The organism is Enterobacter sp. FUJ80071, from assembly GCF_038739915.1.
GTDB lineage: Bacteria > Pseudomonadota > Gammaproteobacteria > Enterobacterales > Enterobacteriaceae > Enterobacter > Enterobacter kobei.
The window spans coordinates 2,067,451-2,091,701 of the sequence record NZ_JBBXKH010000001.1; the positions used below are offsets into that span (position 1 = coordinate 2,067,451).

The 24,251-nt window shown below is 54.9% G+C and carries 21 protein-coding genes and 1 pseudogene; 7 read left to right on the forward strand and 15 right to left on the reverse strand.

Annotated elements, in window-relative coordinates; all coding sequences use genetic code 11:
- Positions 1-123 precede the first annotated feature (123 nt).
- Positions 124-318 (reverse strand): annotated as a pseudogene (locus tag AAER43_RS10125) (PTS sugar transporter subunit IIBC); the annotation flags it as partial.
- 177 nt (positions 319-495) lie between these two features.
- On the opposite strand from AAER43_RS10125, the gene AAER43_RS10130 reads away from it, so the two are divergent.
- Positions 496-1,524: a Mal regulon transcriptional regulator MalI gene (locus AAER43_RS10130; RefSeq protein ID WP_014883587.1), complete on the forward strand. Its 1,029-nt coding sequence runs from the start codon at positions 496-498 to the stop codon at positions 1,522-1,524.
- 104 nt (positions 1,525-1,628) lie between these two features.
- Here AAER43_RS10130 and AAER43_RS10135 read toward each other — a convergent pair whose 3' ends face one another.
- Both AAER43_RS10135 and manA read right to left on the reverse strand, forming a co-directional pair.
- Entirely contained in the window at positions 1,629-3,161 is a 1,533-nt protein-coding gene (locus AAER43_RS10135; RefSeq protein ID WP_050862541.1) for a YdgA family protein, read from the reverse strand.
- Positions 3,162-3,260: 99 nt separating this feature from the next.
- On the reverse strand, positions 3,261-4,436 hold the full coding sequence (gene manA / locus AAER43_RS10140) for a mannose-6-phosphate isomerase (protein WP_014883589.1): 1,176 nt from the start codon (positions 4,434-4,436) through the stop codon (positions 3,261-3,263).
- A gap of 199 nt (positions 4,437-4,635) precedes the next feature.
- Between manA and fumA the strand changes: the two genes are divergently transcribed.
- Complete coding sequence (gene fumA, locus AAER43_RS10145) at positions 4,636-6,282, forward strand: class I fumarate hydratase FumA (protein ID WP_014883590.1); 1,647 nt, start codon at positions 4,636-4,638, stop codon at positions 6,280-6,282.
- A 139-nt stretch (positions 6,283-6,421) separates the two neighbouring features.
- Positions 6,422-7,816, forward strand: coding sequence for a class II fumarate hydratase (fumC, locus tag AAER43_RS10150; protein WP_023330260.1), 1,395 nt, complete (start codon positions 6,422-6,424; stop codon positions 7,814-7,816).
- Here fumC and tus read toward each other — a convergent pair whose 3' ends face one another.
- The 4 genes from tus to rstA all read right to left on the reverse strand — a co-directional run bounded on the left by tus (position 7,817) and on the right by rstA (position 11,408).
- The gene (gene tus, locus AAER43_RS10155; protein WP_050862540.1) at positions 7,817-8,746 is read right to left on the reverse strand and encodes a DNA replication terminus site-binding protein; all 930 of its coding nucleotides are present in this window, start codon (positions 8,744-8,746) and stop codon (positions 7,817-7,819) included. It abuts the gene before it with no gap.
- Between the two features lie 73 nt (positions 8,747-8,819).
- A complete protein-coding gene (gene rstB, locus AAER43_RS10160) occupies positions 8,820-10,118 on the reverse strand; it encodes a two-component system sensor histidine kinase RstB (protein ID WP_014883593.1) in 1,299 nt (432 codons plus the stop codon).
- A gap of 75 nt (positions 10,119-10,193) precedes the next feature.
- A complete protein-coding gene (locus tag AAER43_RS10165) occupies positions 10,194-10,454 on the reverse strand; it encodes a hypothetical protein (RefSeq protein ID WP_014883594.1) in 261 nt (86 codons plus the stop codon).
- 237 nt (positions 10,455-10,691) lie between these two features.
- Positions 10,692-11,408 carry a two-component system response regulator RstA gene (rstA, locus tag AAER43_RS10170; RefSeq protein WP_032636775.1) on the reverse strand — a complete coding sequence of 239 codons (717 nt, stop codon included), beginning with the start codon at positions 11,406-11,408 and terminating at the stop codon, positions 10,692-10,694.
- Positions 11,409-11,536: 128 nt separating this feature from the next.
- On the opposite strand from rstA, the gene AAER43_RS10175 reads away from it, so the two are divergent.
- A complete protein-coding gene (locus tag AAER43_RS10175; protein WP_014883596.1) occupies positions 11,537-11,872 on the forward strand; it encodes a GlpM family protein in 336 nt (111 codons plus the stop codon).
- Here AAER43_RS10175 and folM read toward each other — a convergent pair.
- The 3 genes from folM to ydgH form a co-directional block, all read right to left on the reverse strand.
- Entirely contained in the window at positions 11,869-12,591 is a 723-nt protein-coding gene (folM, locus tag AAER43_RS10180) for a dihydromonapterin reductase (protein WP_014883597.1), read from the reverse strand. The two genes, AAER43_RS10175 and folM, sit on opposite strands and share 4 nt — an antisense overlap.
- A 40-nt stretch (positions 12,592-12,631) precedes the next feature.
- Entirely contained in the window at positions 12,632-14,014 is a 1,383-nt protein-coding gene (locus tag AAER43_RS10185) for an amino acid permease (protein ID WP_050862539.1), read from the reverse strand.
- A gap of 185 nt (positions 14,015-14,199) precedes the next feature.
- Positions 14,200-15,144: a DUF1471 family protein YdgH gene (gene ydgH, locus AAER43_RS10190; RefSeq protein WP_014883599.1), complete on the reverse strand. Its 945-nt coding sequence runs from the start codon at positions 15,142-15,144 to the stop codon at positions 14,200-14,202.
- Positions 15,145-15,679: 535 nt separating this feature from the next.
- On the opposite strand from ydgH, the gene pntA reads away from it, so the two are divergent.
- From pntA to AAER43_RS10205, 3 genes are all read left to right on the forward strand, one after another.
- A complete protein-coding gene (pntA, locus tag AAER43_RS10195) occupies positions 15,680-17,209 on the forward strand; it encodes a Re/Si-specific NAD(P)(+) transhydrogenase subunit alpha (protein ID WP_023330268.1) in 1,530 nt (509 codons plus the stop codon).
- 10 nt (positions 17,210-17,219) lie between these two features.
- Entirely contained in the window at positions 17,220-18,608 is a 1,389-nt protein-coding gene (pntB, locus tag AAER43_RS10200; protein WP_023330269.1) for a Re/Si-specific NAD(P)(+) transhydrogenase subunit beta, read from the forward strand.
- A 107-nt stretch (positions 18,609-18,715) separates the two neighbouring features.
- Complete coding sequence (locus AAER43_RS10205) at positions 18,716-19,825, forward strand: mechanosensitive ion channel family protein (RefSeq protein ID WP_045269495.1); 1,110 nt, start codon at positions 18,716-18,718, stop codon at positions 19,823-19,825.
- 39 nt (positions 19,826-19,864) lie between these two features.
- On the opposite strand, the gene uspE is transcribed toward AAER43_RS10205, so the two are convergent.
- From uspE to abgT, 5 genes are all read right to left on the reverse strand, one after another.
- Positions 19,865-20,815 (reverse strand): universal stress protein UspE, encoded by a 951-nt coding sequence (gene uspE / locus AAER43_RS10210; RefSeq protein WP_050862538.1) that lies wholly within the window; start codon positions 20,813-20,815, stop codon positions 19,865-19,867.
- Between the two features lie 109 nt (positions 20,816-20,924).
- The gene (locus AAER43_RS10215; protein ID WP_014883604.1) at positions 20,925-21,107 is read right to left on the reverse strand and encodes a hypothetical protein; all 183 of its coding nucleotides are present in this window, start codon (positions 21,105-21,107) and stop codon (positions 20,925-20,927) included.
- Between the two features lie 146 nt (positions 21,108-21,253).
- Positions 21,254-22,006 carry a fumarate/nitrate reduction transcriptional regulator Fnr gene (fnr, locus tag AAER43_RS10220; protein WP_006174991.1) on the reverse strand — a complete coding sequence of 251 codons (753 nt, stop codon included), beginning with the start codon at positions 22,004-22,006 and terminating at the stop codon, positions 21,254-21,256.
- A 183-nt stretch (positions 22,007-22,189) separates the two neighbouring features.
- The gene (gene ogt, locus AAER43_RS10225) at positions 22,190-22,705 is read right to left on the reverse strand and encodes a methylated-DNA--[protein]-cysteine S-methyltransferase (protein ID WP_014883605.1); all 516 of its coding nucleotides are present in this window, start codon (positions 22,703-22,705) and stop codon (positions 22,190-22,192) included.
- Positions 22,706-22,715: 10 nt separating this feature from the next.
- Positions 22,716-24,242 carry a p-aminobenzoyl-glutamate transporter gene (gene abgT, locus AAER43_RS10230; RefSeq protein WP_023330270.1) on the reverse strand — a complete coding sequence of 509 codons (1,527 nt, stop codon included), beginning with the start codon at positions 24,240-24,242 and terminating at the stop codon, positions 22,716-22,718.
- Positions 24,243-24,251: the final 9 nt, after the last annotated feature.

Genomic DNA, 24,251 nt, shown 5'->3' on the forward strand with positions numbered 1-24,251 from the left:
CATAAAGTTACCGCGAAACGACGTTAGTACATTGCACATGACAAATCGTATCGCGGCAACATAGCAGAAGTTACCGCACATCAATCCAACATCAAGCCACTTCATTAAAAGACTTAATAGTCTCCAGATGAAGATCGCCTGCAGTATGGGGGTACCGAGGAACGGGATCAGGGTAATGACGTCTTTACTGCTCAGTGAGCTGCCGATCCCGAGCATGATCCCACAGAACGAGAGGAGTGCCACGGGCAGCATAAAGGTTTTACCCAGTTGCTGGAAAAACTCCCACAGCGATATTTTTTGTGCTGCTTTCGCCGTCATAAAACGACTCCTTTATTGTTAAAATCAGTTTATCTGCTTCAATGCTGCGAGAAGATAAAACGTTTTATCAAAGTTTAGTGCGCGCTAAATCACATTCTCAGGCTTTGACTGGTAGTATAAAGATAACGTATTGATAAAACGTTTTACCGATCTCATTTCAGGGAGTCACGCCGACACATGGCTGTAGCGAAAAAAATCACTATCAACGATGTCGCGCTGGCGGCGGGGGTCTCCGTCAGTACCGTTTCTCTGGTGCTGAGCGGAAAAGGGCGCATCTCGCCTGCCACCGGGCAGCGAGTTAACGAGGCGGTTGAACAATTAGGCTTTGTGCGTAACCGCCAGGCGTCGGCGCTGCGCGGTGGACAAAGCGGGGTGATTGGCCTGATTGTCCGGGATCTGACGTCTCCGTTTTATGCAGAATTGACCGCCGGGTTAACCGAAGCGCTTGAAGCGCAGGGGCGGATGGTCTTTCTGCTGCACGGCGGACGCGAAGCCGATCAGCTCCTTTCCCGGCTGGATATGCTGCTCAACCAGGGCGTGGACGGGGTGATCGTCGCCGGGGCGTCGGGCGTGGGTAGCGAACTGTGCGAGCGTGCCGCCGAAAAAGGCGTGCCGCTGGTCTTTGCTTCGCGCGCCAGCTACCTGGACGAAGCGGATACGCTGCGTCCGGATAACATGCAGGCCGCGCAAATGTTGACCGAGCATCTTATTCGTCGCGGTCATCAGCGCATTGCCTGGCTGGGGGGTAAAAGTTCGTCCCTGACCCGCGCCGAACGGGTCGGCGGCTACTGCGCGACGTTGATCAAATACGGTCTGCCGTTCCACAGTGAATGGGTTGTTGAATGTGAATCCAGCCAGAAGAAAGCGGCTGAAGCGATAAATGCGCTGTTGCGAAGCAACCCGACGATCAGCGCCGTGATTTGCTACAACGATGTGATTGCTATGGGGGCCTGGTTTGGCCTGATCCGCGCCGGGCGGCAGAGCGGTGAGGGCGGGGTGGAAACTTTCTTTGGCCATCAGGTCTCGCTGGGGGCGTTCGCCGACGTTGGTGAAAACGCGCTGGATGACCTGCCGATCGTCTGGGCCACCACTCCCGCGCGGGAGATGGGTTATACGCTGGCGGACAGAATCATGCAGCGCATCGAGAATACGGATGTCCAGGCCGGGCACCAGATTGTGGCGGCGCGCCTGGTAACCGTGAAATAGACGCCTCTGCACATCGCCCGGCGGCAACGGCCCCCGATCGTAGGCCGGGTAAGCGTCAGCGCCACCCGGCAATAAAAAACCCCTCATGCGAGGGGTTTTGACGTTTACTGCTGCGGTGCCGCCGGTTCGGCTGGCGCTGCGGGTTCAGCCGGTCCCGGCATCCCCAGCGTCGGCATACCAAACATGCCGACGAAGTCTTCCAGCGGCATTTTGTCGCCGTTGAGCGTAACCTGACCGTTGGTGTACTGCAGGCTGGTGGAGATAGTATTATTTTCCACCTTCGTGATGCGGAACATCTGGCCCATCGCCGCCAGGCCTTTCACCTGCTGGTTCGCCAGTTTACCGGCGTCTTCGTCGCCGTAGCCTTCCAGCTTCGCAATCTGGGTCATAAACTCGGTTGCCATATCCATCGGGATAGTCAGCTTGCTGTCGAGGGACTTCACGCTGCGATCCACTTCCTGCGCCAGCGTCTGCGGTTCACCCGTTGCGGTTGCCGGATCTTTCAGGAACAGAGACAGGTTGAAGTTGGTTTCGCCTTTGCTGTTTTTCCAGCTCAGAGGTGCAACGGTGATCACCGGCTCGCCTTTCAGCAGGATCGGCAGGTTGTTGAACAGCACCGCCATCGCCTGCTGCTGATACGCTTCCGGGTTCTGTTGCAGGGCGGTATTGGTCAGCAACGCCTGGCTCTCTTTGCTGTATTTCTGGCTAAATTCATGCCACGCCTGGCCGTCGATATTGCCGATCTTCAACGAGAGTTTGCCGGTGCCCAGATCCTGGTTCTGTACCTTCAGGCTTTTCAGCGAGTAGTCCAGCTGGGTGTTGATGCTTTTCCCGTCTTTGGAAACGTCGGATTTGCCGTTGACGTCCATGCCTTCCAGCACGGCCATCTCTTTACCTTCAATCGCGATAGCAATCTTATCAACGGAGAGCGTCTGATCGCCGATACGCTCTTTAAAATCGGTCATACGGCTGTTGCCGTCGGCCTTCAGCTTATTGAAGGTGAGCTGAACTTTTTGGTTGTATTCGTTTACGGCGTTGACCAGGCCGCTTTCCGCTTCACCCGTCAGGGAGAAGACATTGCCATCCCGATCCGCGTCGACTTTGAAATTGCCGCCGCTGAAGGCGACTTTCTCATTCTCTTTCTCATAGTTCAGCGCTTTTAGGGCAATATCGGAACTGGTATCACCGGAGTAGCTGATGCGGGTGTTAATGTCGAAAGGGGATTCATTCTTTGCCAGATCAAACAACGGTTTAGTGACGTCGTTATTCACCAGCACGGTGTGAACTGATGCCATGGACGGTATCAGATTAAACGATTTCAACTGTGCCAGCGGGAGCGGACCGTGGCTGACGACTTCATCCAGCACCACGCTCTGGCCTGGCTTCAGCCAGCCGTTTTCATTACCGGCCATTGGCTTCACCACCAGTTGCATATGGCTGGTGAACACGCCGCGCTGATAGTTCTGATAGCTCAGTTCCAGACCTGCTTCCGGCGCGCTGCGCTTAATCTCTCCATTAGCCTGTGCCACCATCTCAGCCAGACGGCCTTCCAGCTGTTTCCCGGTAAACCAGGAGGCACCCGTCCAGACCACGCCTAACGCTACAATCACTCCAACCGCTACGACCGATTTTTTCATTGCGACTATCCCTAAAATGAAACCAGGCGGTAAAAACCGCCCGGAGATATTAAGCCTGCAACTAGCTTAGCAAGAGTTGTTAAAAAATTCAGTAAGTGCTTAAAGCTTATTGAAAACGCGCGCCAGACGACCGGTACCGCTTACGCTAACCGGAGACTCATTCGCTGCAACGAACGCTGACTCACCGGGCTTAAGTACCAGACGCTGTTCACCTTTATGCAGCGTGGCTTCGCCTTCGACACAGAACAGGATTGCTGCACTTTCCTGCGCAATGGTGGTTTCGGTCGGGCTCAGGTCGTGCAGGGAGAAGGCAAAATCGTCCACCGGGATCGGGAAGTCCAGCTCTGCACCTGTTTTGACAGGCTGGGTGAGCAGCTCACCTGCCGGTTTTGCCACAAACTTCACGTTGGCAACCAGCTCAGGAATATCGATATATTTCGGCGTCAGGCCCGCGCGCAGCACGTTATCGGAGTTGGCCATCACCTCCAGCGCCACGCCCTGCAGGTAGGCGTGCGGGGTTTCCGCGAACAGGAACATCGCTTCGCCCGGGTTCAGTTTCACCACGTTCAGCAGCAGGGGAGAGAACAGGCCGCTGTCGTCCGGGTAGAACGCGGAAATCAGACGGATGGTTTCCCACGGTTCACCGTGCTGGCTGTCCAGCGTCGCTTTCAGCACCGCCAGCGCGTGAGATTTCTCTTCACCCTGCATATTCAGCAGGCTGGCAAACAGCTGGCTCAGCGCGTCGGCATTCGGGTTTTCAAGGAAGTGGGCGATAGCCTTGTTAGCACCCGCGACCGGTTGCAGCAGGGAAACGATCTCGGAAAATTCGCGGAATGCGTTCATCGCCAGGAACGGGGTCAGCGCAAAGACCAGTTCCGGCTTGTGATTCGGATCTTTGTAGTTACGCTCGGCAGCGTCTAACGGGATACCCGCCGCGTTCTCTTTCGCAAAGCCGATTTCAGAGGCTTTTTTGTTCGGGTGAACCTGGATGGAGAGCGGCTGGTCGGCACACAGGACTTTAAACAGGAACGGCAGTTCACCGAAGCGCTGAGCAACGTTGTCGCCCAACAGTGCGGATTTATCGGCATCGATCACGTCACGCAGGCTGCGTACCTGGCCGCTGGCGTCTGCAATTTTTGAGCTGCTCTTCGGGTGTGCCCCCATCCACAGCTCTGCCATCGGCAGGTTGTTGGGGTTAGCGATACCGTAGAGATCCGTTAACGCAGTTTTACTTCCCCAGGCGTAGTTTTGCACTGAGTTAATGAGTTTTTGCATTATCAAGCCCTGATTCAATTGTGGAATTAACTTCGGGTATTAAAGCAATAAACCACATGGAAGTAACCTGTGGATGTAAAAAGTCGTACTAGTCTCAGTTTTTGTTAAAAAATTGTGTAGGATAAGCTGACTCGCTTTTAAGCCGGGCAGCGGAACATCTGCCCTGAATAAACAGACCGAAGCAGTAAGTGAGAGAACAATGTCGAATAAACCCTTCCATTATCAGGATCCTTTCCCCCTCAGTAAGGATCAGACCGAGTATTACCTGTTAACCCGCGATCACGTCTCCGTTTCTGAGTTTGAAGGACAAGAGATCCTTAAGGTGGATCCGCAGGCGCTGACGCTGCTGGCGCAGCACGCTTTCCACGACGCCTCGTTTATGCTCCGTCCTGCGCATCAGCAGCAGGTTGCCGATATTTTGAGCGACCCGGAAGCCAGCGAGAACGATAAATACGTTGCCCTGCAGTTCCTGCGTAACTCCGATATCGCGGCGAAAGGCATTCTGCCAACCTGTCAGGACACCGGCACGGCGATTATCGTTGGTAAAAAAGGCCAGCGCGTCTGGACCGGCGGCGGTGATGAAGCGGCGCTGGCCCACGGTGTTTACAACACCTATACCGAAGATAACCTGCGCTACTCGCAAAACGCGGCGCTGGATATGTACAAAGAGGTCAACACCGGCACCAACCTGCCCGCACAGATAGATCTCTACAGCGTCGACGGTGATGAGTACAAATTCCTCTGCATCGCCAAAGGCGGCGGTTCGGCCAACAAAACCTATCTCTACCAGGAAACCAAAGCGCTGCTCACCCCGGGCAAGCTGAAGAACTACCTGGTCGAGAAAATGCGTACTCTCGGTACGGCTGCATGCCCGCCGTACCACATCGCGTTTGTGATTGGCGGTACCTCGGCTGAGAGCACGCTGAAAACCGTCAAACTGGCCTCAACCAAATACTATGACGGTCTGCCAACGGAAGGTAATGAACACGGCCAGGCATTCCGCGACGTGCAGCTTGAGCAGGAGCTACTGGAAGAAGCGCGTAACCTGGGGCTCGGCGCACAGTTTGGCGGTAAATACTTTGCTCACGACGTGCGCGTGATCCGTCTGCCGCGTCACGGTGCATCCTGCCCGGTCGGCATGGGCGTTTCCTGCTCTGCGGATCGCAACATCAAGGCGAAGATCAACCGCGAAGGCATCTGGATCGAAAAACTGGAAAACAACCCAGGCAAATACATCCCGGAAGAACTGCGTAAAGCGGGTGAGGGGGAAGCGGTTCGCGTTGACCTTAACCGTCCGATGAAAGAGATCCTGGCCCAGCTTTCTCAGTACCCGGTGTCGACTCGCCTCTCTCTGAACGGCACGATTATCGTCGGCCGTGACATTGCGCACGCGAAGCTGAAAGAGCGTCTGGATAACGGTGAAGGGCTGCCGCAGTACATTAAAGATCACCCGATTTACTACGCAGGACCGGCCAAAACGCCTGAAGGCTATGCTTCCGGCTCGTTAGGTCCTACCACGGCGGGCCGTATGGACTCCTACGTTGACCAGCTGCAGGCCAACGGCGGCAGCATGATCATGCTGGCAAAAGGCAACCGTAGTCAGCAGGTAACGGACGCATGCCATAAGCATGGCGGTTTCTACCTTGGCAGCATCGGCGGCCCGGCGGCGGTCCTTGCGCAGGGCAGCATCAAGAGCCTGGAATGCGTGGAATACCCGGAACTGGGTATGGAAGCCATCTGGAAAATTGAAGTGGAAGATTTCCCGGCGTTTATCCTGGTGGATGACAAAGGTAACGACTTCTTCAAGCAAATCCAGTCGTCCCAGTGTTCAGCGTGTGTGAAGTAAGTTAAAACCTTGTCGGGTGGCGTTAGCGCCACCCGACACCAAAAAGAGCGCACAAAGCGCCATAACGTTTCTCAGAAGTCATCAATACTTATCTCTTAAGCATGTGAGCAATCCCGACAGTGTTATCAAGGAGAAAGTAATGACAACGGTACGCCATGAGAAAGACTCTATGGGCGCAATCGAGGTTCCGGCTGACAAGCTATGGGGCGCGCAAACCCAGCGTTCGCTGGAGCACTTCCGCATTTCGACCGAAAAAATGCCCGTCTCGCTGATTCAGGCGCTGGCACTCACCAAACGTGCAGCGGCAAAAGTAAACCAGGATTTAGGCCTGCTGGGCGCAGATAAAGCCACCGCGATCATTAATGCCGCCGACGAAGTGCTGGCCGGTAAACATCCCGACGAATTTCCCCTCGCCATCTGGCAAACCGGTTCCGGTACCCAAAGCAACATGAACATGAACGAAGTGCTGGCGAACCGGGCAAGTGAACTGCTGGGCGGCGTGCGCGGCATGGAGCGTAAGATCCACCCGAACGATGACGTTAACAAAAGCCAGAGTTCCAACGACGTCTTCCCGACGGCGATGCACGTAGCGGCGGTGATCGCGATCCGCGAGCAGCTTATTCCGCAGCTCAACGTGCTCAAAACCACGCTCAACGAGAAAGCGCAGACCTTCCGCGACATCGTTAAAATTGGCCGTACTCACCTTCAGGACGCTACGCCACTGACGCTCGGTCAGGAGATTTCCGGCTGGGTGGCGATGCTGGAACATAACCTGAAGCATATCGAGAACAGCTTGCCCCATCTGGCGGAGCTGGCGCTCGGTGGCACGGCGGTCGGTACCGGGTTAAATACGCATCCTGAGTACGCGGTGCGCGTGGCGAAGGAGCTTGCAGCCATTACCGGCCAGCCATTCGTCACGGCGCCCAATAAATTCGAAGCGCTGGCGACCTGCGATGCGCTGGTTCACACCCATGGCGCGCTGAAAGGTCTGGCGGCTTCGCTGATGAAAATTGCCAACGACGTCCGCTGGCTGGCCTCAGGGCCGCGCTGCGGTATCGGTGAAATCAGCATTCCGGAAAACGAGCCGGGCAGCTCTATCATGCCGGGTAAAGTCAACCCGACCCAGTGCGAAGCCATGACCATGCTCTGCTGTCAGGTGATGGGCAACGACGTGGCGGTTAACCTGGGCGGCGCGTCCGGCAACTTCGAGCTGAACGTCTATCGTCCGATGGTGATTCACAACGTGCTGCAATCTGTTCGTCTGCTGGCCGACGGGATGGAGAGCTTTAACGAGCATTGTGCGGTGGGCATAGAGCCAAACCGCGAGCGCATCAGCCAGCTGCTGAATGAGTCTCTGATGCTGGTCACCGCACTCAATACCCATATCGGTTACGACAAGGCCGCCGAGATCGCCAAAAAGGCGCACAAAGAGGGGCTAACGCTGAAAGCTGCCGCTCTGGCGCTGGGTTATCTAACGGAGGCGGAATTTGACGCCTGGGTTCGCCCGGAAGCGATGGTCGGCAGTCTGAAATAATCATCCCGCCACATACAGGTGCAGCCGCGGAATAATCAGCTGTAGCGGCTGCGCCTGAGGCCGATAACGGTGCTGAACATTTTCAGCATCGTAATTCAGCAGCTCACCAATATCCGGCACGATGGCGCCCTGATCGGCATCATAAAGCGCAATCAGCGGCGTCGGGCAGGCATATTGTACCTGTTTTTGCTGACCGGAATACCAGACGCGAGCGATAGGCTGCACCTTTACCGGACGCTTAATTTTGAGGCGCGTATCCGCCGGTAACGAGGCGATGCTGTGATACTCCTGCTCCAGACGCTCAATCCACTGTTCACGCGACCACGGTGCAACGGTACGCGGTGCCTTAAGACTTTTTTCCAGCTGCGCCAGCACCTCATCCCGGGTGAAGTTTTTAATGATGTGCTTATTCGCCCAGCCGAAGCGCAGCGTGGCGGGGTGACGCAGTACGGTCAGCGTGCGGTAGGCATTAAGGGTAATTAATCCCGGAAGCTGGCGGTGCACCCACTCAAACCGGGCGGCCGGAGCGAGGCCGGACTCTTCGGTCACAATCTTCTCAAACGTTGCTTTCAGGGCGTTGATATGCGCAATCTGGTTTTCCAGCGCCTCGCGCGTGGTGGCATCGGTTTGCAGGCAGATCACGCCCGGCAGGCGCACGGCCGCCTTGCTGCTGCGCTGTTCCGACTGCTGCTGAATAAAAAGGTGGCGGTAGTGCTTCAGGGCCAGCTCAAGCGCGGCGCTGCCGATATGCTGCTTCACCTCAATGGCGTCGAGCGGATCGTGCTCCGCGCCTTTGGCGATATCGGGCAGGGTAAAGACGCGCGCGGCCAGCAGGCGGCAGGTCTGTAAACGCGCGGTCAGCGTCAGCAATTCGTGTTCTATTTCGCGGAACGTGCTGTTCAGCCGTTCGATGAGATCGTAGGTTGCCATAAACACTCTCATTAGTTACAACATACTTATCATATAGCACAGCACGCCGGGTCAGGCCAGCGTGCGGTTAAGGTCAGACAGGGACGGGAAGGGCGATGTTATGGTACACCGGCCAGTTAAAGCAGAAGCGTGCGCCGCCGAGTTCGCTCTCCTCACAATGCACCGTGCCGCCCATGGCCTGCGCAATAGAGTAAACAATGGCCAGCCCCAGTCCGCACCCGCCGGTGGCGCGATCGCGGCTGGGATCGAGGCGGACAAACGGTTCAAATACGGTTTCTCGTGCTTCCGGGGCAATTCCCGGTCCATCGTCTTCAACTGTCAGGCTTGCCTGGTTACCCTGCAAATCCAGTCCAATCTGTAGCGTACTTTCGCTGTAGCGCATGGCGTTGTTCAGCAGGTTATCAAGCACGCGCTCCATCAGCCGCATATCGAGCGCGCCGTAATCGCCGGGCGTGACGCGCGTCAACAGCGTGCGTTGCGGGTTCACGCTCTGGACATCATCAATATGGGTTTGCAGCCAGGCGGGCAGATCTGGCGCACTGAGGTTCAGCTCGTTTTGTGGGCGGTCGAGGCGCGCGTAGGTGAGCAGCTCTTCAATCAGCGCTTCAAGCTGACCAATATCGCGGTTTAGCGCGAGTGACTCCGCTTCTGTCAGATTCTCGCTCATCTCCAGACGATAGCGCAGGCGAACCAGTGGCGTGCGCAGCTCGTGGGCAATACCGTCGATTAGCTGTTTTTTACTGGCGATCAGGGCATTGATGTTATCGGCCATCTGGTTAAAGGCCACGCCCAGCCGTTCAAAGCTGGAACCGCTGTCGAAGTGAATGCGCTCGGTGAAATGTCCCTCGCCAAAACGCTGTGCGGCGGATTCCAGCTTCAGCATGTCCTGCCAGTGGGGACGCATCCAGATAAAGACCGGAAACGCGAGCGAAATGGCGATAAAGGCCATCAACGCCATGTCCAGCAGGCGCATCTGGTGAAGATAATAGAGATAAGGAACCGGCCCGACAGCCAGCACATAATGGCTGCGCGGAATACGCTGGATAAAGGTGTATTTCTCATCCAGCGCCACGATATCGCCATCGCGCAGGCGCTGCATTGCGGGCGGATCTAACTCGAAATCTTTTAATGGCTCGATGCGTAAATCAAATGACAGGTTCAGATCGAGTTCTTTGAGGGTGTTCGCCCAGTCGTGCGGCGGGATCTCTCTGAGTTCGCTCCGCATCAGATACAGCGAGCTTTTCATCAAATCGTCCAGCGACTGCCTGCCCGCACGTTCGGCGGTAAATTTATAGACCAGCCCGACCAGCATGGTCATGACCAGGAAGCAGACAAACAGTAAAAGATAAAACTGCACAAACAGCTTTTTCATTCCATCTCACCGGAAAAACGCGATAGGCAGAATATACATGAAAAACCTCACCTGTTTTCATGTCTGTGACGCTTCTTACATTGCATGCGCACTTCTTTTAACCTTGGCGATGAGTTTTTCCGTGACGGCCAGGCCTTCCGCAATGTGCGTATCAATCACATCCGTTCCGAAGTCCCTGATTAAGTCCAGGAGCATTTCGTAAGACTGAATCAGTTCCAGCAGGTCAAAGAGCGCTTTTAGGTCGGTACCTGAGGGGGAGGATTGCTTAAAGGTTAGCTGATTAACAATCCATTCAAGATTGGTTTTGATGGCTTCTACTTCATGGTAGCTATACATATTTCATAGGCTTAAATCCTCATTTCAAGATTTCATGGGAGGGAAGGTGCGGAACAGGTGTGAGCAAGTAGCGGGGCCGGTGCGGCCTGAAGAAGAGACAATTGAACTTTAATTATGGATTAGATAGCGTGCTTAGCAAGTATTTGTTGCGCAAACGGGTAATTAAACGCGAGAAAGAGAAGGCATCGCGGTGTAATGCCTTCATTTCGAGCATGTTTGGTTAGCCGGTGAGCGTAATCAGGTTTCCCAGGCGTGCGGGGCAAACAGATAACCTTTGTTACGCACGGTTTTAATGCGGTAGGGCTCGGTGGCATTATCCTGCAACTTTTTGCGCAGGCGCGAAATCGCAACGTCGACGCTGCGGTCCATGCCGTCATAGCTCACGCCACGCAGGTTTTTCAGCAGCGCGTCACGGTCCATGATTTGCCCGGCATGCGTTGCCAGTTCCCACAGCAGATCAAAGTCGGCGGTGGAGAGGGCGATAAGCTCGCCGGAAAGCAGCACCTGGCGGTTGATCGGATCGATAGACAGCGTACCAAAACGCATCGCTTTGTGCGGCGTCAGAGAGGGGGCGGGCGATTCGCGTTCGACACTCGCGTGCTGGCGCAAATGCAGGCGCAGACGGGCAAGCAGAACGGCAGGCGGTGTGGTTTTCAGAATGTAATCGTTGGCACCCATCTCCAGCGACAGGATATGGTTCATATCGCTGTCCAGAGAGGTGAGCAACACGATAGGACCTTCCCAGCGGGCGCGCAGGTCGCGGCAGAGGGTCATGCCGTCTTTGCCAGGCAACATGATATCCAGCAGCACCAGGTCCGGGTTTTCACGGACGACCACCTCTTCGGCCCGATCGCCGCGAGGCTCAACAATGACGTCCATATCATGTTTGCCCAGATAGGCGGCGATCAACTGCCCGACTTCGGGTTCGTCTTCAACATAAACAATCTTATTCATACAACGTCTGTTTTCGTGAAAAAAGCCAACATACACCGCGGAACCTTAACCTTCCATTAATCTTTCAAAATTAACGCCGCTTCCGTTATTCTGGCTCATATTGTTATTTGATTGTTATAGGAAAAAGTATGGGGCTGGTGATCAAAGCGGCGCTGGGAGCGCTGGTGGTGTTACTGATAGGCATTCTGGCAAAAACCAAAAACTACTATATTGCCGGGCTGATCCCGTTGTTCCCGACCTTTGCGCTTATTGCCCATTATATTGTGGCGTCTGAAAGGGGAACCGAGGCGCTACGCACCACCATTGTGTTTGGTATGTGGTCTATCATCCCCTATTTTCTCTACCTGCTTTCGTTATGGTATTTCACCGGTTTTCTACGGCTTCCCCTGGCGCTGGGCGGGGCAGTGGTTTGCTGGGGGCTCAGCGCCTGGGTGTTAATTTTCTTCTGGAGCCGCTTTCACTAGCGTAACGGGCGGCCGCCGTCCACGGCAAAGGTTCTGCCGGTGACATAGCAACTGGTGAGCAGGTAATCCACAAGGTCGATCACCTCTTTCTCGCCTGGGGCTATTTTCATGAGCGACTTATTGAGCGCCTGCTGGCGATACTCCGCATCATCGTTTTCATTAAATAAAATCATCGCCGGAGCGATGGCATTCACCTTCACCTCAGGCGCGAGCTTGCGGGCGAACGAACGCGTCATGTTATCCAGCGCGGCTTTACTGGCCGCATAGGCGATGTGCTTGTCGCTGCCGCGTTCCACTACATAGTCGGTGAAGTGAATAATGTCCCCTGCAGCATGACCATGGCCACGCAGCAGATCCTGCAGGGCGTGGTTAAGCAGATAAGGGGCATTGACGTGGATCTGCAGCATCGCGGAGAGCGTTTCGCTGAGTGACGTGCCGGGTTTCTCGGCCCGCCAGGCGCTGGCGTTATGGATCACGGCGCGCAACCCCGTGGTGGTGGCTTTCACTTTCTCCGCAAAGGCCAGAATGCCCTCATCAGTGGAAAAATCGGCCTGAATACAGACGGCTCCGGCTTTGCGCAAACCCTCAATTGACGGGTATTCCGTACGGTAACTGACAATGACCGGATGGCGAAGGTTGAGAAAATGATGGGCGAGGGCGAGGCCGATACGGCGGCCTCCACCCGTGATCAGTATTGGGCGAAGCGGTGTATTTCCCATCGTATTCTCCTTTACAGTTCAACAATGGGAAAGACGAGGGCTATCCCATTAACATCCAGGTTGCCGGAACGGCAGCAACCAGTAACAGTCCGATTAAGGCCATCTCACGCCGTCTCAGCGCGTTCTCCAGCTGATGCGTGCGGCGGGCGTAGATAAACACCAGCAGACCCGGCGCATACAGCACTACCGACAGCAGCAGATGCATAGGCCCGGAAGCATACAACAACCACAGACCGTAAATACAGGCCCCGATACCCACGATATAATGCGCCGGACGCGTGGCGATTTTTAACAAATACGCGCCCACTAAGAAATAGGGTACCAGAATCATCTCTGAGGCGATGGTCAGCAGGGTGTTATAGTCTGAACCTGTGAGCCAGATCAGCACCAGACAGACCTGAACGCTGATGTTGGTCAGCCAGAGAGACGCTGAAGGGGCATTATTTTGGTTTTGACGGGCAAACAGGCGTGGAAACGCTTTGTGCGTCGCGGCCAGGAACGGCACTTCAGCCGCCATGATGGTCCAGCTCAGGTACGCGCCACAGACGGAGACGATCAATCCCGCGGCAATCACAACGTCACCCCACGGGCCAAGCATTTTCACCATCAGCCCGGCCATTGACGGGTTACGCATTTCGGCCAGTTCAGGACGCGCCACCACGCCCAGCGACAGCAGCGTGACCAGCAGATACACGCCCAGCGCCGCCAGGACGGCCAGCAGCGTGGCACGGCCCACATCACGTTTGTTACGCGCGCGGGCAGAGACCACGACTGCCCCCTCAACGCCGATGAATACCCACAGGGTGATCAGCATCGTGTTTTTCACCTGCTCCCAGACCGGAACGCCCAGCGCAATGCCGCTGAAATCAAGCGTAAACACATCAAGACGAAATGCAATAAAGGCCAGTAGGATAAACAGGCCGAGCGGCACCAGTTTCGCCAGCGTTGCCACCAGGTTGATGCTGGCGGCGGTCTGGACGCCGCGCAAAATCAGCCAGTGAACTACCCAGAGCAGCACCGAGGCACCGACAATTGACTGCCAGGTATTGCCGTCACCAAACAGACGCAGTTCAGGCGTATCGGTAAAGAAGCTGAGCGCTGAGAAAACGATCACCAGATAGGAGACGTTGGCGATCACCGCGCACAGCCAGTAGCCCCAGGCGGAGCAGAAGCCGATCAGCTCGCCAAATCCTTCACGCGCATAGGTGAAAATACCGCCGTCCAGATCGGGGCGAATGCGGGTGAGCAGCAGCATGGCGAACGCCAGCAGCAATATCCCGACGCCGGTAATCCCCCAGCCGATGAGTAACGCGGCGGGGCTTGCGACGGCAGCCATGTTCTGCGGTAAACTGAATACGCCCGCACCCAGCATTGAGCTTAAAACGAGTGCAGTCAGAGCACTCAGGCCAAGTTTCTTTTCCATTGGCTTCCTGTTATGAAAAGTCCCAATCCAGAATAATTATTTCGCTGCGGCGCATAAAAATGGTGGATTACACTAAGGCGCGGGATTTTACGGAGTGTCACGAAAGCATGCAATGATGTGTGGCAGAAATTCGAAAAAAGTAACAAAAAAAGGCGGCGTTGCGCCGCCTTTGGTCAATGATTTTGTTACTTGTACAGATCGGCGCTGATGGTCACGTTGTTACCACGTTCCTGCCACTGGCGGGTGATATGGTAATACTTCGCCCCTTTCTTCGCCGCACGCTTCGCGACCTGGTAAGAGACTTCCGTCATGTTGCCGTAGTTGCCGGTAAACTTGATGCTGTCGAACGGCACCATCTGTGCAGCAGTGGCTTTGTTCAGCTCTTCAATTTTGGTGCCGTCTGGCAGCGTCACGGAATAGCGGCCACCTTTCGTGGATTGCGTTTCAAAGAAACGGCCCACTTCTGCGCTTGGCGCCGCAGTCGTCGCTACGCCTGGAATTTCAACTTTCTTCGCTTCTTCGCCGCCTTTCGCTATCGCCGCGCGACCCGCTTCGGAGTCAGCAGGGATGGCATCCGGGCTCTGCAGAACGCGTTTCTTCGCATCTTCTTTATAGATGAATGCGGTAATACGCTGGTTGCCGCCCTGGTTAGCATCCACCTGGCGCACGATATAGAACGAGTAGGCCCCTTTCTCTTTCGCGGCTTTGGTGATGGCATCGTTCACTTCAGGCTGGCTGCGATAGAAGCCCTGAACGGTAACGGTGTCGTACGGTTCCAGCTCAATTGCCTGATCTTTTGGCAGCTCAACGATACCGTTAATCACACGGTTTTTCGGTGCGTCTGCTTTTGGCGCATTGTCTTTATACAGCGCAATGGTTACGCGCTGGTTGCCGCTGTTGCCATAATCAGACTGGTCAACAACGTAAAACGAGGCCGCCCCGTTTTTATCAGCGGCTTTTGATGCGGCGGCGACGGCATCGCCAATAGAATTATAACGACCCACAATGACCGTATGGTCAAAAGGTTTTAACGCTGCCGCTTGCTCTGGCGTTAACTCTGTTGCGGCATTCGCAGACAGGGCGGTCGCACAGAGAAGTGCGGACGCCAGGAGTGTGTTCTTAAGCTTCATAAAAATAATCCTTCGCCTTGCGCAAACCATGTACTGGTATTGTTGTTAATTTGAGACGGCCCCGATTATGGCATTTAAAACCCGTCGCTGTCTGCGCCATTTTTCACTGCCTGTGCTCACTGAATTAACGAATTCGATAACATTTAGTGATATGTTGAAAAAACAGGCGTTTGACAAGTAAAACTGATAAAGCATATGACTTTTACAAGTTAATTTAATGTTAATAACTTGTTCTCTTATGGCGCTATATCATGTTTTTACCGCTTCGCTTGCGCTATTTATCGGTTCTGGCGATGAATTTAAGGTAAATATCACTGTCAGTGACGCCGATCGCTTATTTTTCACAGATAAAGTAAGAAATAGTGTTTTCTGGCGGTAGATCACGGGCGCTATTTTCAGTAGGTTATAGACAGTTTGTTACTGTTTTATTTTCCGGGGTTAATCATCTCTCATCGCTATGAGAATGGCGAAAATTGATACAAACCGCGGGCATTTATCGACAAACCATCATCAAAAACCGATGGAAGGGAAAACTATGCGTATTGGGGTACCAAAAGAACGGTTAGCCAATGAAACCCGCGTAGCGGCAACACCGAAAACGGTGGAGCAACTGCTTAAGCTGGGTTTTACCGTCGCGGTTGAAAGCGGCGCAGGCAAACTGGCGAGTTTCGATGACGAGGCCTTTATCCAGGCGGGTGCGGAAGTGGTGGACGGTGCTGAAGTCTGGCAGTCGCCGGTTATTCTGAAGGTTAACGCACCGGAAGAGAGTGAGATTGCGCTGCTGAATCCGGGCACCACGCTGGTGAGCTTCATCTGGCCTGCGCAAAATCCAGCGCTTATGGAGAAGCTGGCTGCACGTGGCGTGACCGTGATGGCGATGGACTCCGTGCCGCGCATTTCGCGCGCGCAGTCGCTGGATGCCTTAAGCTCCATGGCTAACATTGCGGGTTATCGCGCGATTGTGGAAGCGGCTCACGAATTTGGACGCTTCTTTACCGGTCAGATCACCGCGGCGGGGAAAGTCCCTCCGGCAAAAGTCATGGTGATTGGTGCGGGTGTGGCAGGGCTTGCCGCAATCGGTGCGGCAAACAGCCTCGGCGCTATCGTGCGCGCATTTGATACCCGTCCGGAGGTGAAGGAACAGGTCCAGAGTATGGGAGCCGAATTCCTTGAGCTGGACTTTAAGGAAGAAGCGGGCAGCGGTGACGGTTACGCGAAAGTCATGTCCGAAGCCTTTATCAAAGCCGAAATGGAACTCTTCGCCGCTCAGGCGAAAGATGTCGACATTATTGTGACCACCGCGCTGATTCCGGGTAAACCTGCGCCGAAGCTTATCACCCGTGAGATGGTGGATTCCATGAAGCCGGGCAGCGTGATTGTCGACCTGGCGGCGCAAAACGGCGGTAACTGTGAGTACACCGTTGCTAATCAGGTGACGACCACCGCCAACGGCGTGAAGGTGATCGGCTATACCGATCTGCCAGGCCGCCTGCCAACGCAGTCGTCTCAGCTGTACGGCACCAACCTGGTTAACCTGCTGAAGCTGCTGTGCAAAGAGAAAGACGGAAACGTCACCGTTGATTTCGACGATGTCGTGGTGCGCGGTGTTACCGTTGTCCGTGATGGTGAAATCACCTGGCCGGCACCGCCGATTCAGGTTTCTGCTCAGCCTCAGGCCGCGCCGAAAGCGGCACCAGAGCCAAAAGAACCCGCTAAACCGGCGTCTCCATGGCGTAAATACGCCATCATGGCGCTGGTCATTATCCTGTTCGGCTGGCTGGCTGACGTCGCGCCGAAAGAGTTCCTCGGCCACTTTACCGTCTTCGCGCTCTCCTGCGTGGTCGGTTACTACGTGGTGTGGAACGTCTCCCACGCGTTGCACACGCCGCTGATGTCGGTAACCAACGCCATCTCCGGGATTATCGTGGTCGGGGCGTTACTGCAGATTGGTCACGGCGGCTGGATCAGCTTCCTGAGCTTTATTGCGGTGCTGATCGCCAGCATCAATATTTTCGGTGGTTTCACCGTGACTCAGCGCATGCTGAAAATGTTTCGTAAAGGCTAAGGGGTAGCATATGTCTGGAGGATTAGTCACAGCCGCATACATTGTTGCTGCAATCCTGTTTATTTTCAGTCTGGCGGGGCTTTCCAAACACGAAACGTCTCAGCAGGGGAATAACTTTGGTATCGCCGGGATGGCGATTGCGCTGATCGCCACCATCTTCGGGCCGGACACCGGCAACGTGGCGTGGATCCTGGTGGCGATGATCATCGGCGGCGCGATCGGTATTCGCCTGGCGAAACGCGTTGAAATGACCGAGATGCCGGAGCTGGTTGCTATTCTGCACAGCTTTGTGGGTCTGGCGGCCGTGCTGGTGGGCTTCAACAGCTACCTGTATCACGAACCGGGTCTGGAACCGATTCTGGTCAACATTCACCTGACCGAAGTGTTCCTCGGCATCTTTATTGGTGCGGTGACCTTCACCGGCTCAATTGTGGCGTTCGGCAAACTGCGCGGTAAGATTTCGTCTAAACCGCTGATGCTGCCAAACCGTCACAAGCTGAACCTGGCGGCGCTGGTGGTATCGTTTGTGCTGATGGTCATCTTCGTGCGTACCGAAAGCGTGGGCCTGCAGGTGCTGGCATTACTGGTGATGACCCTCATCGCGCTGGCATTTGGCTGGCACCTGGTGGCGTCTATCGGTGGTGCGGATATGCCGGTAGTGGTCTCCATGCTGAACTCCTACTCCGGTTGGGCGGCGGCGGCGGCAGGCTTTATGCTGAGCAACGACCTGCTGATCGTCACCGGTGCGCTGGTGGGTTCATCTGGTGCGATCCTGTCTTACATCATGTGTAAGGCGATGAACCGTTCGTTTATCAGCGTTATCGCCGGGGGATTTGGTTCTGACGGCTCCTCTACCGGTTCTGATGAAGAAGTGGGTGAGCACCGTGAGATCAGCGCGGAAGATACCGCAGAGATGCTGAAAAACTCGCACTCGGTCATTATCACCCCGGGCTATGGCATGGCGGTGGCGCAGGCGCAGTATCCGGTCGCAGAAATTACTGAGAAGCTGCGCGCGCGTGGGATCAAGGTTCGCTTTGGTATTCACCCGGTGGCGGGACGTCTGCCAGGCCACATGAACGTGCTGCTGGCGGAAGCGAAAGTGCCTTACGACATCGTGCTGGAGATGGACGAGATCAACGATGATTTCGCCGATACCGACACCGTGCTGGTCATTGGCGCTAACGACACCGTTAACCCGGCGGCGCAGGACGATCCGCGCAGCCCAATCGCGGGTATGCCGGTTCTGGAAGTATGGAAGGCGCAGAACGTGATTGTCTTCAAACGCTCCATGAACACCGGCTATGCTGGCGTGCAGAACCCGCTGTTCTTCAAAGAGAACACCCACATGCTGTTTGGCGACGCCAAAGCCAGCGTGGATGCGATTCTGAAAGCACTGTAATTTCGCTTCACCCTGACAAACCGCTCTTCGGGGCGGTTTTCTTATTTCTGCGGTCAGCTTTTCTCCTCTGTCTATACTTTACCCTTTGTGTAAGACGAGGAGGTGTAATGCAATTTCTGTCCCGCTTCGACATCATCGCGTTGATGATGACGCCGACATTTTGGGTAGGCGTCGCCACGGTTGTCTTTGTCACGCTGCTGGTGTACTGGCTGCTGACGCGCCTGATCGCGTTCGTTAAGAAAGGGATCACCACCTGGGGCGACAAACACCCGACCACCAACCGGATGCGTTTTATCCTGAGCGATATGCTTAACAGGACGAGTCGGATCCTGCTTTTTGTCGTAGCACTTCTGTTCAGCCTGCGTTTTGTTGACTTACCCGATCATCTTTTTGGCACGGTCAGCCATGCCTGGTTCCTGGTTTTCGCGATTCAGGTAGCACTGTGGATGGATCAGGGCGTTGTGTCGTGGCTACGTCACGTCATGCTGGCACCGGGAAGTCATAAAAACCCGGTTACGCTGGTGATCACCGGGCTTATTCTCCGTGCCATTGTCTGGTCAGTGATGCTGCTGTCTATTCTTGCTAACGCGGGCGTCAACATCACTGCTCTGGTTGCCAGCCTTGGGGTGGGGGGGATTGCCATCGCTCTCGCCGTACAAACGATCCTGAGCGACGTGTTTGCCTCCCTGTCCATTGGTTTTGATAAGCCGTTTGAAATTGGTGATTTTGTGGTGTTCAACGACGTGGCGGGGACGGTAGAGCACATTGGCCTTAAAACGACCCGCATACGCAGCCTGAGCGGGGAGCAGATCGTCTGCGGCAACGCCATTTTGCTCCAGCAAACGCTCCACAACTACAAACGTATGCAGACACGTCGTATCGTCTTTACCTTTGGCGTGGCCAGCGACACGCCGCCCGATAAGCTGCGCTACGTGGGGGATATGGTCAGGCAAATCATCACCGATGTGGGTGAGACAAAATTCGATCGTGCCCATTTTCTCGGATTTGACCGCGACCGTCTGACGTTTGAAGTCGTTCATATCGTCAATACCGCGGATTACAACAAATACATGGATATCCAGCAGGAGATCAATATCCGTATTCTTGAAGGGCTGAATGCTCAGGAGATTAAGCTGGCACTGCCGAGCATGGTATTGCACGCGCCGTGGATGCAGGATGAGGCGGGTGAACAGCCGAAGCCGGTGATGGAGAGCTGAAAAAAAAGCCCGCCGGAGCGGCGGGCTGACGGGGTTCTGTTAATCGTCTTCCGGATCGTCCAGCTCAATCGGCGTCTGGAACTCATCTGGCTTAATGACCAGCAGGTCACAGCGCAGATGGTCGATCACCTGTTCGGCGGTATTGCCGAGGAACGCGGCAGAAATACCGGTCCGGCCAATGGTCCCCAGGACCACAATCCCGGCCTGCAAATGTTCTGCTAAATCCGGGATCACCTCTTCAGGCAGCCCTTTCTCTACGTGCGTCATGTTCTCATCAATGCTGAACTTCTGGCGCAGCGCTTTCATGGCCAGCAAATGCTGGCCGCGAATGGCGTCGTTATAGACGCTGGGGTCAAATTCAGGCAACTCAATGGCGATATTGATTGGGGTGACTGGATAGGCGCCCACCAGATGCACTTCAGTGTGATTGACCTGGTCAGCGAGCTGGATGGTTTCCTTCACCAGCTTCTCGTTGAGTGAATTATGATAATCCTCTTCGCTGGCGAGGTTTACCGCCACTACGGCTTTCCCGCCCTCCGGCCACGGCTGGTCTTTCACCATCCAGACCTGGCAAGGGCATTTACGCAGCAAGTGCCAGTCGGTTGGGGTGAAGATCACGGATTCCAGCTTGTCGTGCTGGTGCGCCATCTTCAGCAGCAGGTCGTGTCCACCGGCAACGACTTCCTGGATAATGGCTTCAAAAGGTCGGTTATGCCAGACCACTTTGATATCAATAGGAACCCCCGCTTCAAGGTAATACTTCGCCTGTTCACGGATCCACGCGGTACGCTGACTGATGACGCCCTGACGCATAGCGGTGCGCTCGTCAGGCGACAGAAGGGTGGTCATCTCATACGAGAAGTCATAGATCGGCAAAAACGCTTTGATTTTGCCGCCAATCCGTTGATGTAGATACACAGCACGTCGTAATGCCGGCTGATCGTCCTGATTAGGATCGATAGCTACCAGCATGTTTTGATACTTGGCCATACAGGTCTCCTTACTACTGTCACCACAGTCTGTAAGTAAAAGAGTAACCTATATATCCTGAATGAAACAGAGGAGAGCTTTTGTCAGATCAATAATTCATGAAAATTTATCAGAGGAAAAGCACCGTGGTTGTCACCGCGATAAACGCAATAAACAGCAGCACCATCACCGCTATTGCAAACGTCGTGGAGTCCTGCACGTAGGTTTTTTCCTCCCCCTTCATTGGGCCGACAAGCATGATCCAGATGAAGATAAAGGTCACTGAGGCAATCACGACTGAAACGAAAAACAAACTTTCTCTCAATTCATAACCTCAACGACAACCTTTCAGGCGCTGTGTGGGGATGTGCTACGGTGAAGACGGCTTAAAGCGGAAGTGATTATACCAGACTAATAAATCATGTGAATTTATCAGTCTGGTGATCAACATGCGGAGAGTTATGCCACGTTGCGGGCATGACCGGCAAGCACTGCCAGTGCTTCACCGTTTTCGATAGTGATGTATTTACCCTTAACGGCCAGCATCCCGCTTTTCTGGAAACGACCCAGCAGACGGCTGATGGTTTCCACGGTCAGGCCCAGGTAGTTACCGATATCACCACGGGTCATGGTCAGACGGAATTCGCGCGGCGAGAAACCCCGTTCGGCGAAGCGGCGGGAGAGGTTGTAGATAAACGCGGCCAGGCGCTCTTCTGCATTCTTTTTAGAAAGCAGCAGAATCATGTCCTGATCGCCTTTGATCTCACCGCTCATCAGACGCATCATCTGCTGACGCAGGTTAGGCATCTTACCGGACAGGTCGTCCAGCGTTTCAAACGGGATTTCGCAGACCATAGAGGTTTCAAGCGCCTGAGCAAAGCTCGGATGATGGCCTGTGCCGATGGCATCAAAGCCCACCAGGTCACCCGCCAGATGGAAGCCGGTGATCTGCTCATCACCCTGTTCGGTGATGGTATAGCTCTTGATGGTGCCAGAGCGGATAGCATAGAGCGATTTCAGTTCGTCTCCGGCTTTAAACAGCGTCTGCCCTTTCTGAATAGGCTTTTTGCGCTCGATGATATTATCAAGCTGATCGAGTTCATGCTCATTCAGGGTAAACGGGATACAGAGCTGGCTGATGCTGCAATCCTGGCAATGGATAGCACAACCGCCAGACTGAATGCGTCGTATAATTCGCTTTTCCGGGATCATAGGTTTGCTCAAGCCTTAATTGATATTGGTCAATTTTAACATCTTTTTGGTAAGTACGTAAGCCTGACAAACCATCAATAAGGACAAGAGACGGCAATGTGTCGCCATCTTCTTGAAATTCCACAGCTTGATTATGGATTTTTAGCCTAACCGGTAGAAAATTAAGCACAAAAAGCCTGGGATCTACAGCAGAAGATATCCTTCGTGACGCAGCAACCACTCCTTGCGCTGCACGCCACCGGCATAGCCGGTCAGGGTACCGTTGCGTCCGATGACGCGATGGCAGGGAACGACAATGCTAACGGGATTAGAGCCATTGGCGGCCCCCACCGCACGCGCGGCGCCTGCGCGGCCCAGCTGCTCCGCGAGCTGGCCGTAATGCATGACCTGCCCGCAGGGAATGGCCCGCAGCGCCTGCCACACTTCACGCTGGAAAGGGGTGCCAGCCGTGGCGGTGGGGAGTGTATCGATGATGCTGAGATCGCCCTCGAAGTACGCCGCAAGCTTATCGCTCAGCCCACCCGGATTGGTGGCGCGGATACGTTCAAAACCTTGCGCCCGATAATGAATGTTCAGCAGCTCTTCCATGCGGTCGCTGTGCTCTTCCCATTCAACGGCGCGCAGACAAGACTGCTCGTCCGCGATCACCCACAGCGGCCCAAGCGGCGTCGCAATTTTATCTTCGAGTAATCTCAGCATCCTCATTCCTTTAGTTCAGCCTCGGGTAGATCCCCGGCCCAATCGGCAGGCCGACAAGATACCATGCCACCAGCATCACCAGCCATACCCCTAAAAAGATAAGCGGGTAGGGCAAAACCAGCGAATAGTAGGTACCCAGTTTTGCCTCGGGTTTATAGCGCTGCAGAAAGCCTAAAAACAGCGGGACAAACGGCGAAACCGGTGCAAGCGGGATCACTGACGAATCGGCGATGCGGAACAGGATCTGCGCAAACGCCGGATGGAAGCCCAGCATCATAAACATCGGCACGAAGATCGGGGCCAGAATCGACCAGATGGCGGAGCCGCTGGCGATGAACATGCACAGCAGGGACGACAATAGCGCCAGGCCGACAAACGCCGGTACGCCGCTTAATCCGGCAGCTTCCAGCGCGTCGGTCAGGCCCACGGCCATAAACTTGCCCATGTTGCTCCAGTTAAACATCGCCACAAACTGCGCCAGCGGGAACACCATGACGATAAAACCCGCCATCTCTTTCATCGGTTCGATCATCAGCTGCGGCAGATCGCCCTGACGGCGAATTTTGCCGGTGGCGATACCATAAGCGAGCGAAACGACAAAGAAGAAGAGAATGATCAGCGGCACAATACCCTGTATAAACGGCGAGGGCAGGACGGTATGTTTAACCGGATCGCGCAGAATACCGTTTTCCGGCACTACCATCAGCGCGACCATGGCGATGAATATCAGCGAGACAATACCGGCCACGCGCAGGCCGAATTTCTGCTCTTTGCTCAGCGTCTCCAGCGTTTCATCGCTACGGCCTTCCCATTTGCCCAGACGCGGCTCGATGATCTTGTCGGTAATCAGCCCGCCGACAATCGTCAGAACAATCACTGAGCTGGCCATAAAGTACCAGTTGTCAATTACGCTGACGTGCATTGCTGCGTCAATGGTTTTCGCCGCCTCCGTGCTGATGCCCGAGAGCAATACGTCGGTGGTGACAATCAGCAGGTTGGCGGTAAATCCGCAGCCGACACCCGCAATTGCCGACAGCAGGCCCGCCACCGGGTGCCGCCCGACGGCGAGGAAGATCAACGCCCCCATTGGCGGCATGATCACCAGCGCGGCGTCGGAGGAGATATGGCTGAAGAAGGCGATAAACAGCACCATATAGCTGGCGTAACGTGCGCTGACGTGGGATGCCATTTTTACCATCAATGCAGGCAGCAAACCCACGCGCTCTGCCAGCCCGGCCCCTAATACCAGTGCCAGAATGGCGCCCAGCGGGGCGAAGCCGCTGAAGTTTTTTATGACGTTAGGTAAAAACCAGTGCAGCCCGTCAACGCTGAGCAGGTTTTTCACCGCCACCAGGCTGCCATCGGCCGGACTTCGCACGCTCACGTCAAAGGCGGAGAGCACGGCGGTGGCAACCATCAAAATGACAATCAGATAGATAAACAGCAGGAAAGGGTGTGGCACTTTATTGCCGATCCTTTCAACCCAGCCATAGAGCTTACCGGATGGGGAATGCGAAGGTATGGATGACATACTCATGGGCGTTCC

Coding starts and splice junctions, on each gene's coding strand:
- pntA (WP_023330268.1), top strand. CDS start 15,680: ATGCGTATTGGGGTACCAAAAGAACGGTTAGCCAATGAAACCCGCGTA.
- fumA (WP_014883590.1), top strand. CDS start 4,636: ATGTCGAATAAACCCTTCCATTATCAGGATCCTTTCCCCCTCAGTAAG.
- folM (WP_014883597.1), bottom strand. CDS start 12,591: ATGGGAAATACACCGCTTCGCCCAATACTGATCACGGGTGGAGGCCGC.
- AAER43_RS10135 (WP_050862541.1), bottom strand. CDS start 3,161: ATGAAAAAATCGGTCGTAGCGGTTGGAGTGATTGTAGCGTTAGGCGTG.
- AAER43_RS10175 (WP_014883596.1), top strand. CDS start 11,537: ATGGGGCTGGTGATCAAAGCGGCGCTGGGAGCGCTGGTGGTGTTACTG.
- AAER43_RS10205 (WP_045269495.1), top strand. CDS start 18,716: ATGCAATTTCTGTCCCGCTTCGACATCATCGCGTTGATGATGACGCCG.
- pntB (WP_023330269.1), top strand. CDS start 17,220: ATGTCTGGAGGATTAGTCACAGCCGCATACATTGTTGCTGCAATCCTG.
- ydgH (WP_014883599.1), bottom strand. CDS start 15,144: ATGAAGCTTAAGAACACACTCCTGGCGTCCGCACTTCTCTGTGCGACC.
- tus (WP_050862540.1), bottom strand. CDS start 8,746: ATGGCAACCTACGATCTCATCGAACGGCTGAACAGCACGTTCCGCGAA.
- fumC (WP_023330260.1), top strand. CDS start 6,422: ATGACAACGGTACGCCATGAGAAAGACTCTATGGGCGCAATCGAGGTT.
- AAER43_RS10130 (WP_014883587.1), top strand. CDS start 496: ATGGCTGTAGCGAAAAAAATCACTATCAACGATGTCGCGCTGGCGGCG.
- rstB (WP_014883593.1), bottom strand. CDS start 10,118: ATGAAAAAGCTGTTTGTGCAGTTTTATCTTTTACTGTTTGTCTGCTTC.
- AAER43_RS10185 (WP_050862539.1), bottom strand. CDS start 14,014: ATGGAAAAGAAACTTGGCCTGAGTGCTCTGACTGCACTCGTTTTAAGC.
- rstA (WP_032636775.1), bottom strand. CDS start 11,408: ATGAATAAGATTGTTTATGTTGAAGACGAACCCGAAGTCGGGCAGTTG.
- uspE (WP_050862538.1), bottom strand. CDS start 20,815: ATGGCCAAGTATCAAAACATGCTGGTAGCTATCGATCCTAATCAGGAC.
- AAER43_RS10165 (WP_014883594.1), bottom strand. CDS start 10,454: ATGTATAGCTACCATGAAGTAGAAGCCATCAAAACCAATCTTGAATGG.
- ogt (WP_014883605.1), bottom strand. CDS start 22,705: ATGCTGAGATTACTCGAAGATAAAATTGCGACGCCGCTTGGGCCGCTG.
- manA (WP_014883589.1), bottom strand. CDS start 4,436: ATGCAAAAACTCATTAACTCAGTGCAAAACTACGCCTGGGGAAGTAAA.
- abgT (WP_023330270.1), bottom strand. CDS start 24,242: ATGAGTATGTCATCCATACCTTCGCATTCCCCATCCGGTAAGCTCTAT.
- fnr (WP_006174991.1), bottom strand. CDS start 22,006: ATGATCCCGGAAAAGCGAATTATACGACGCATTCAGTCTGGCGGTTGT.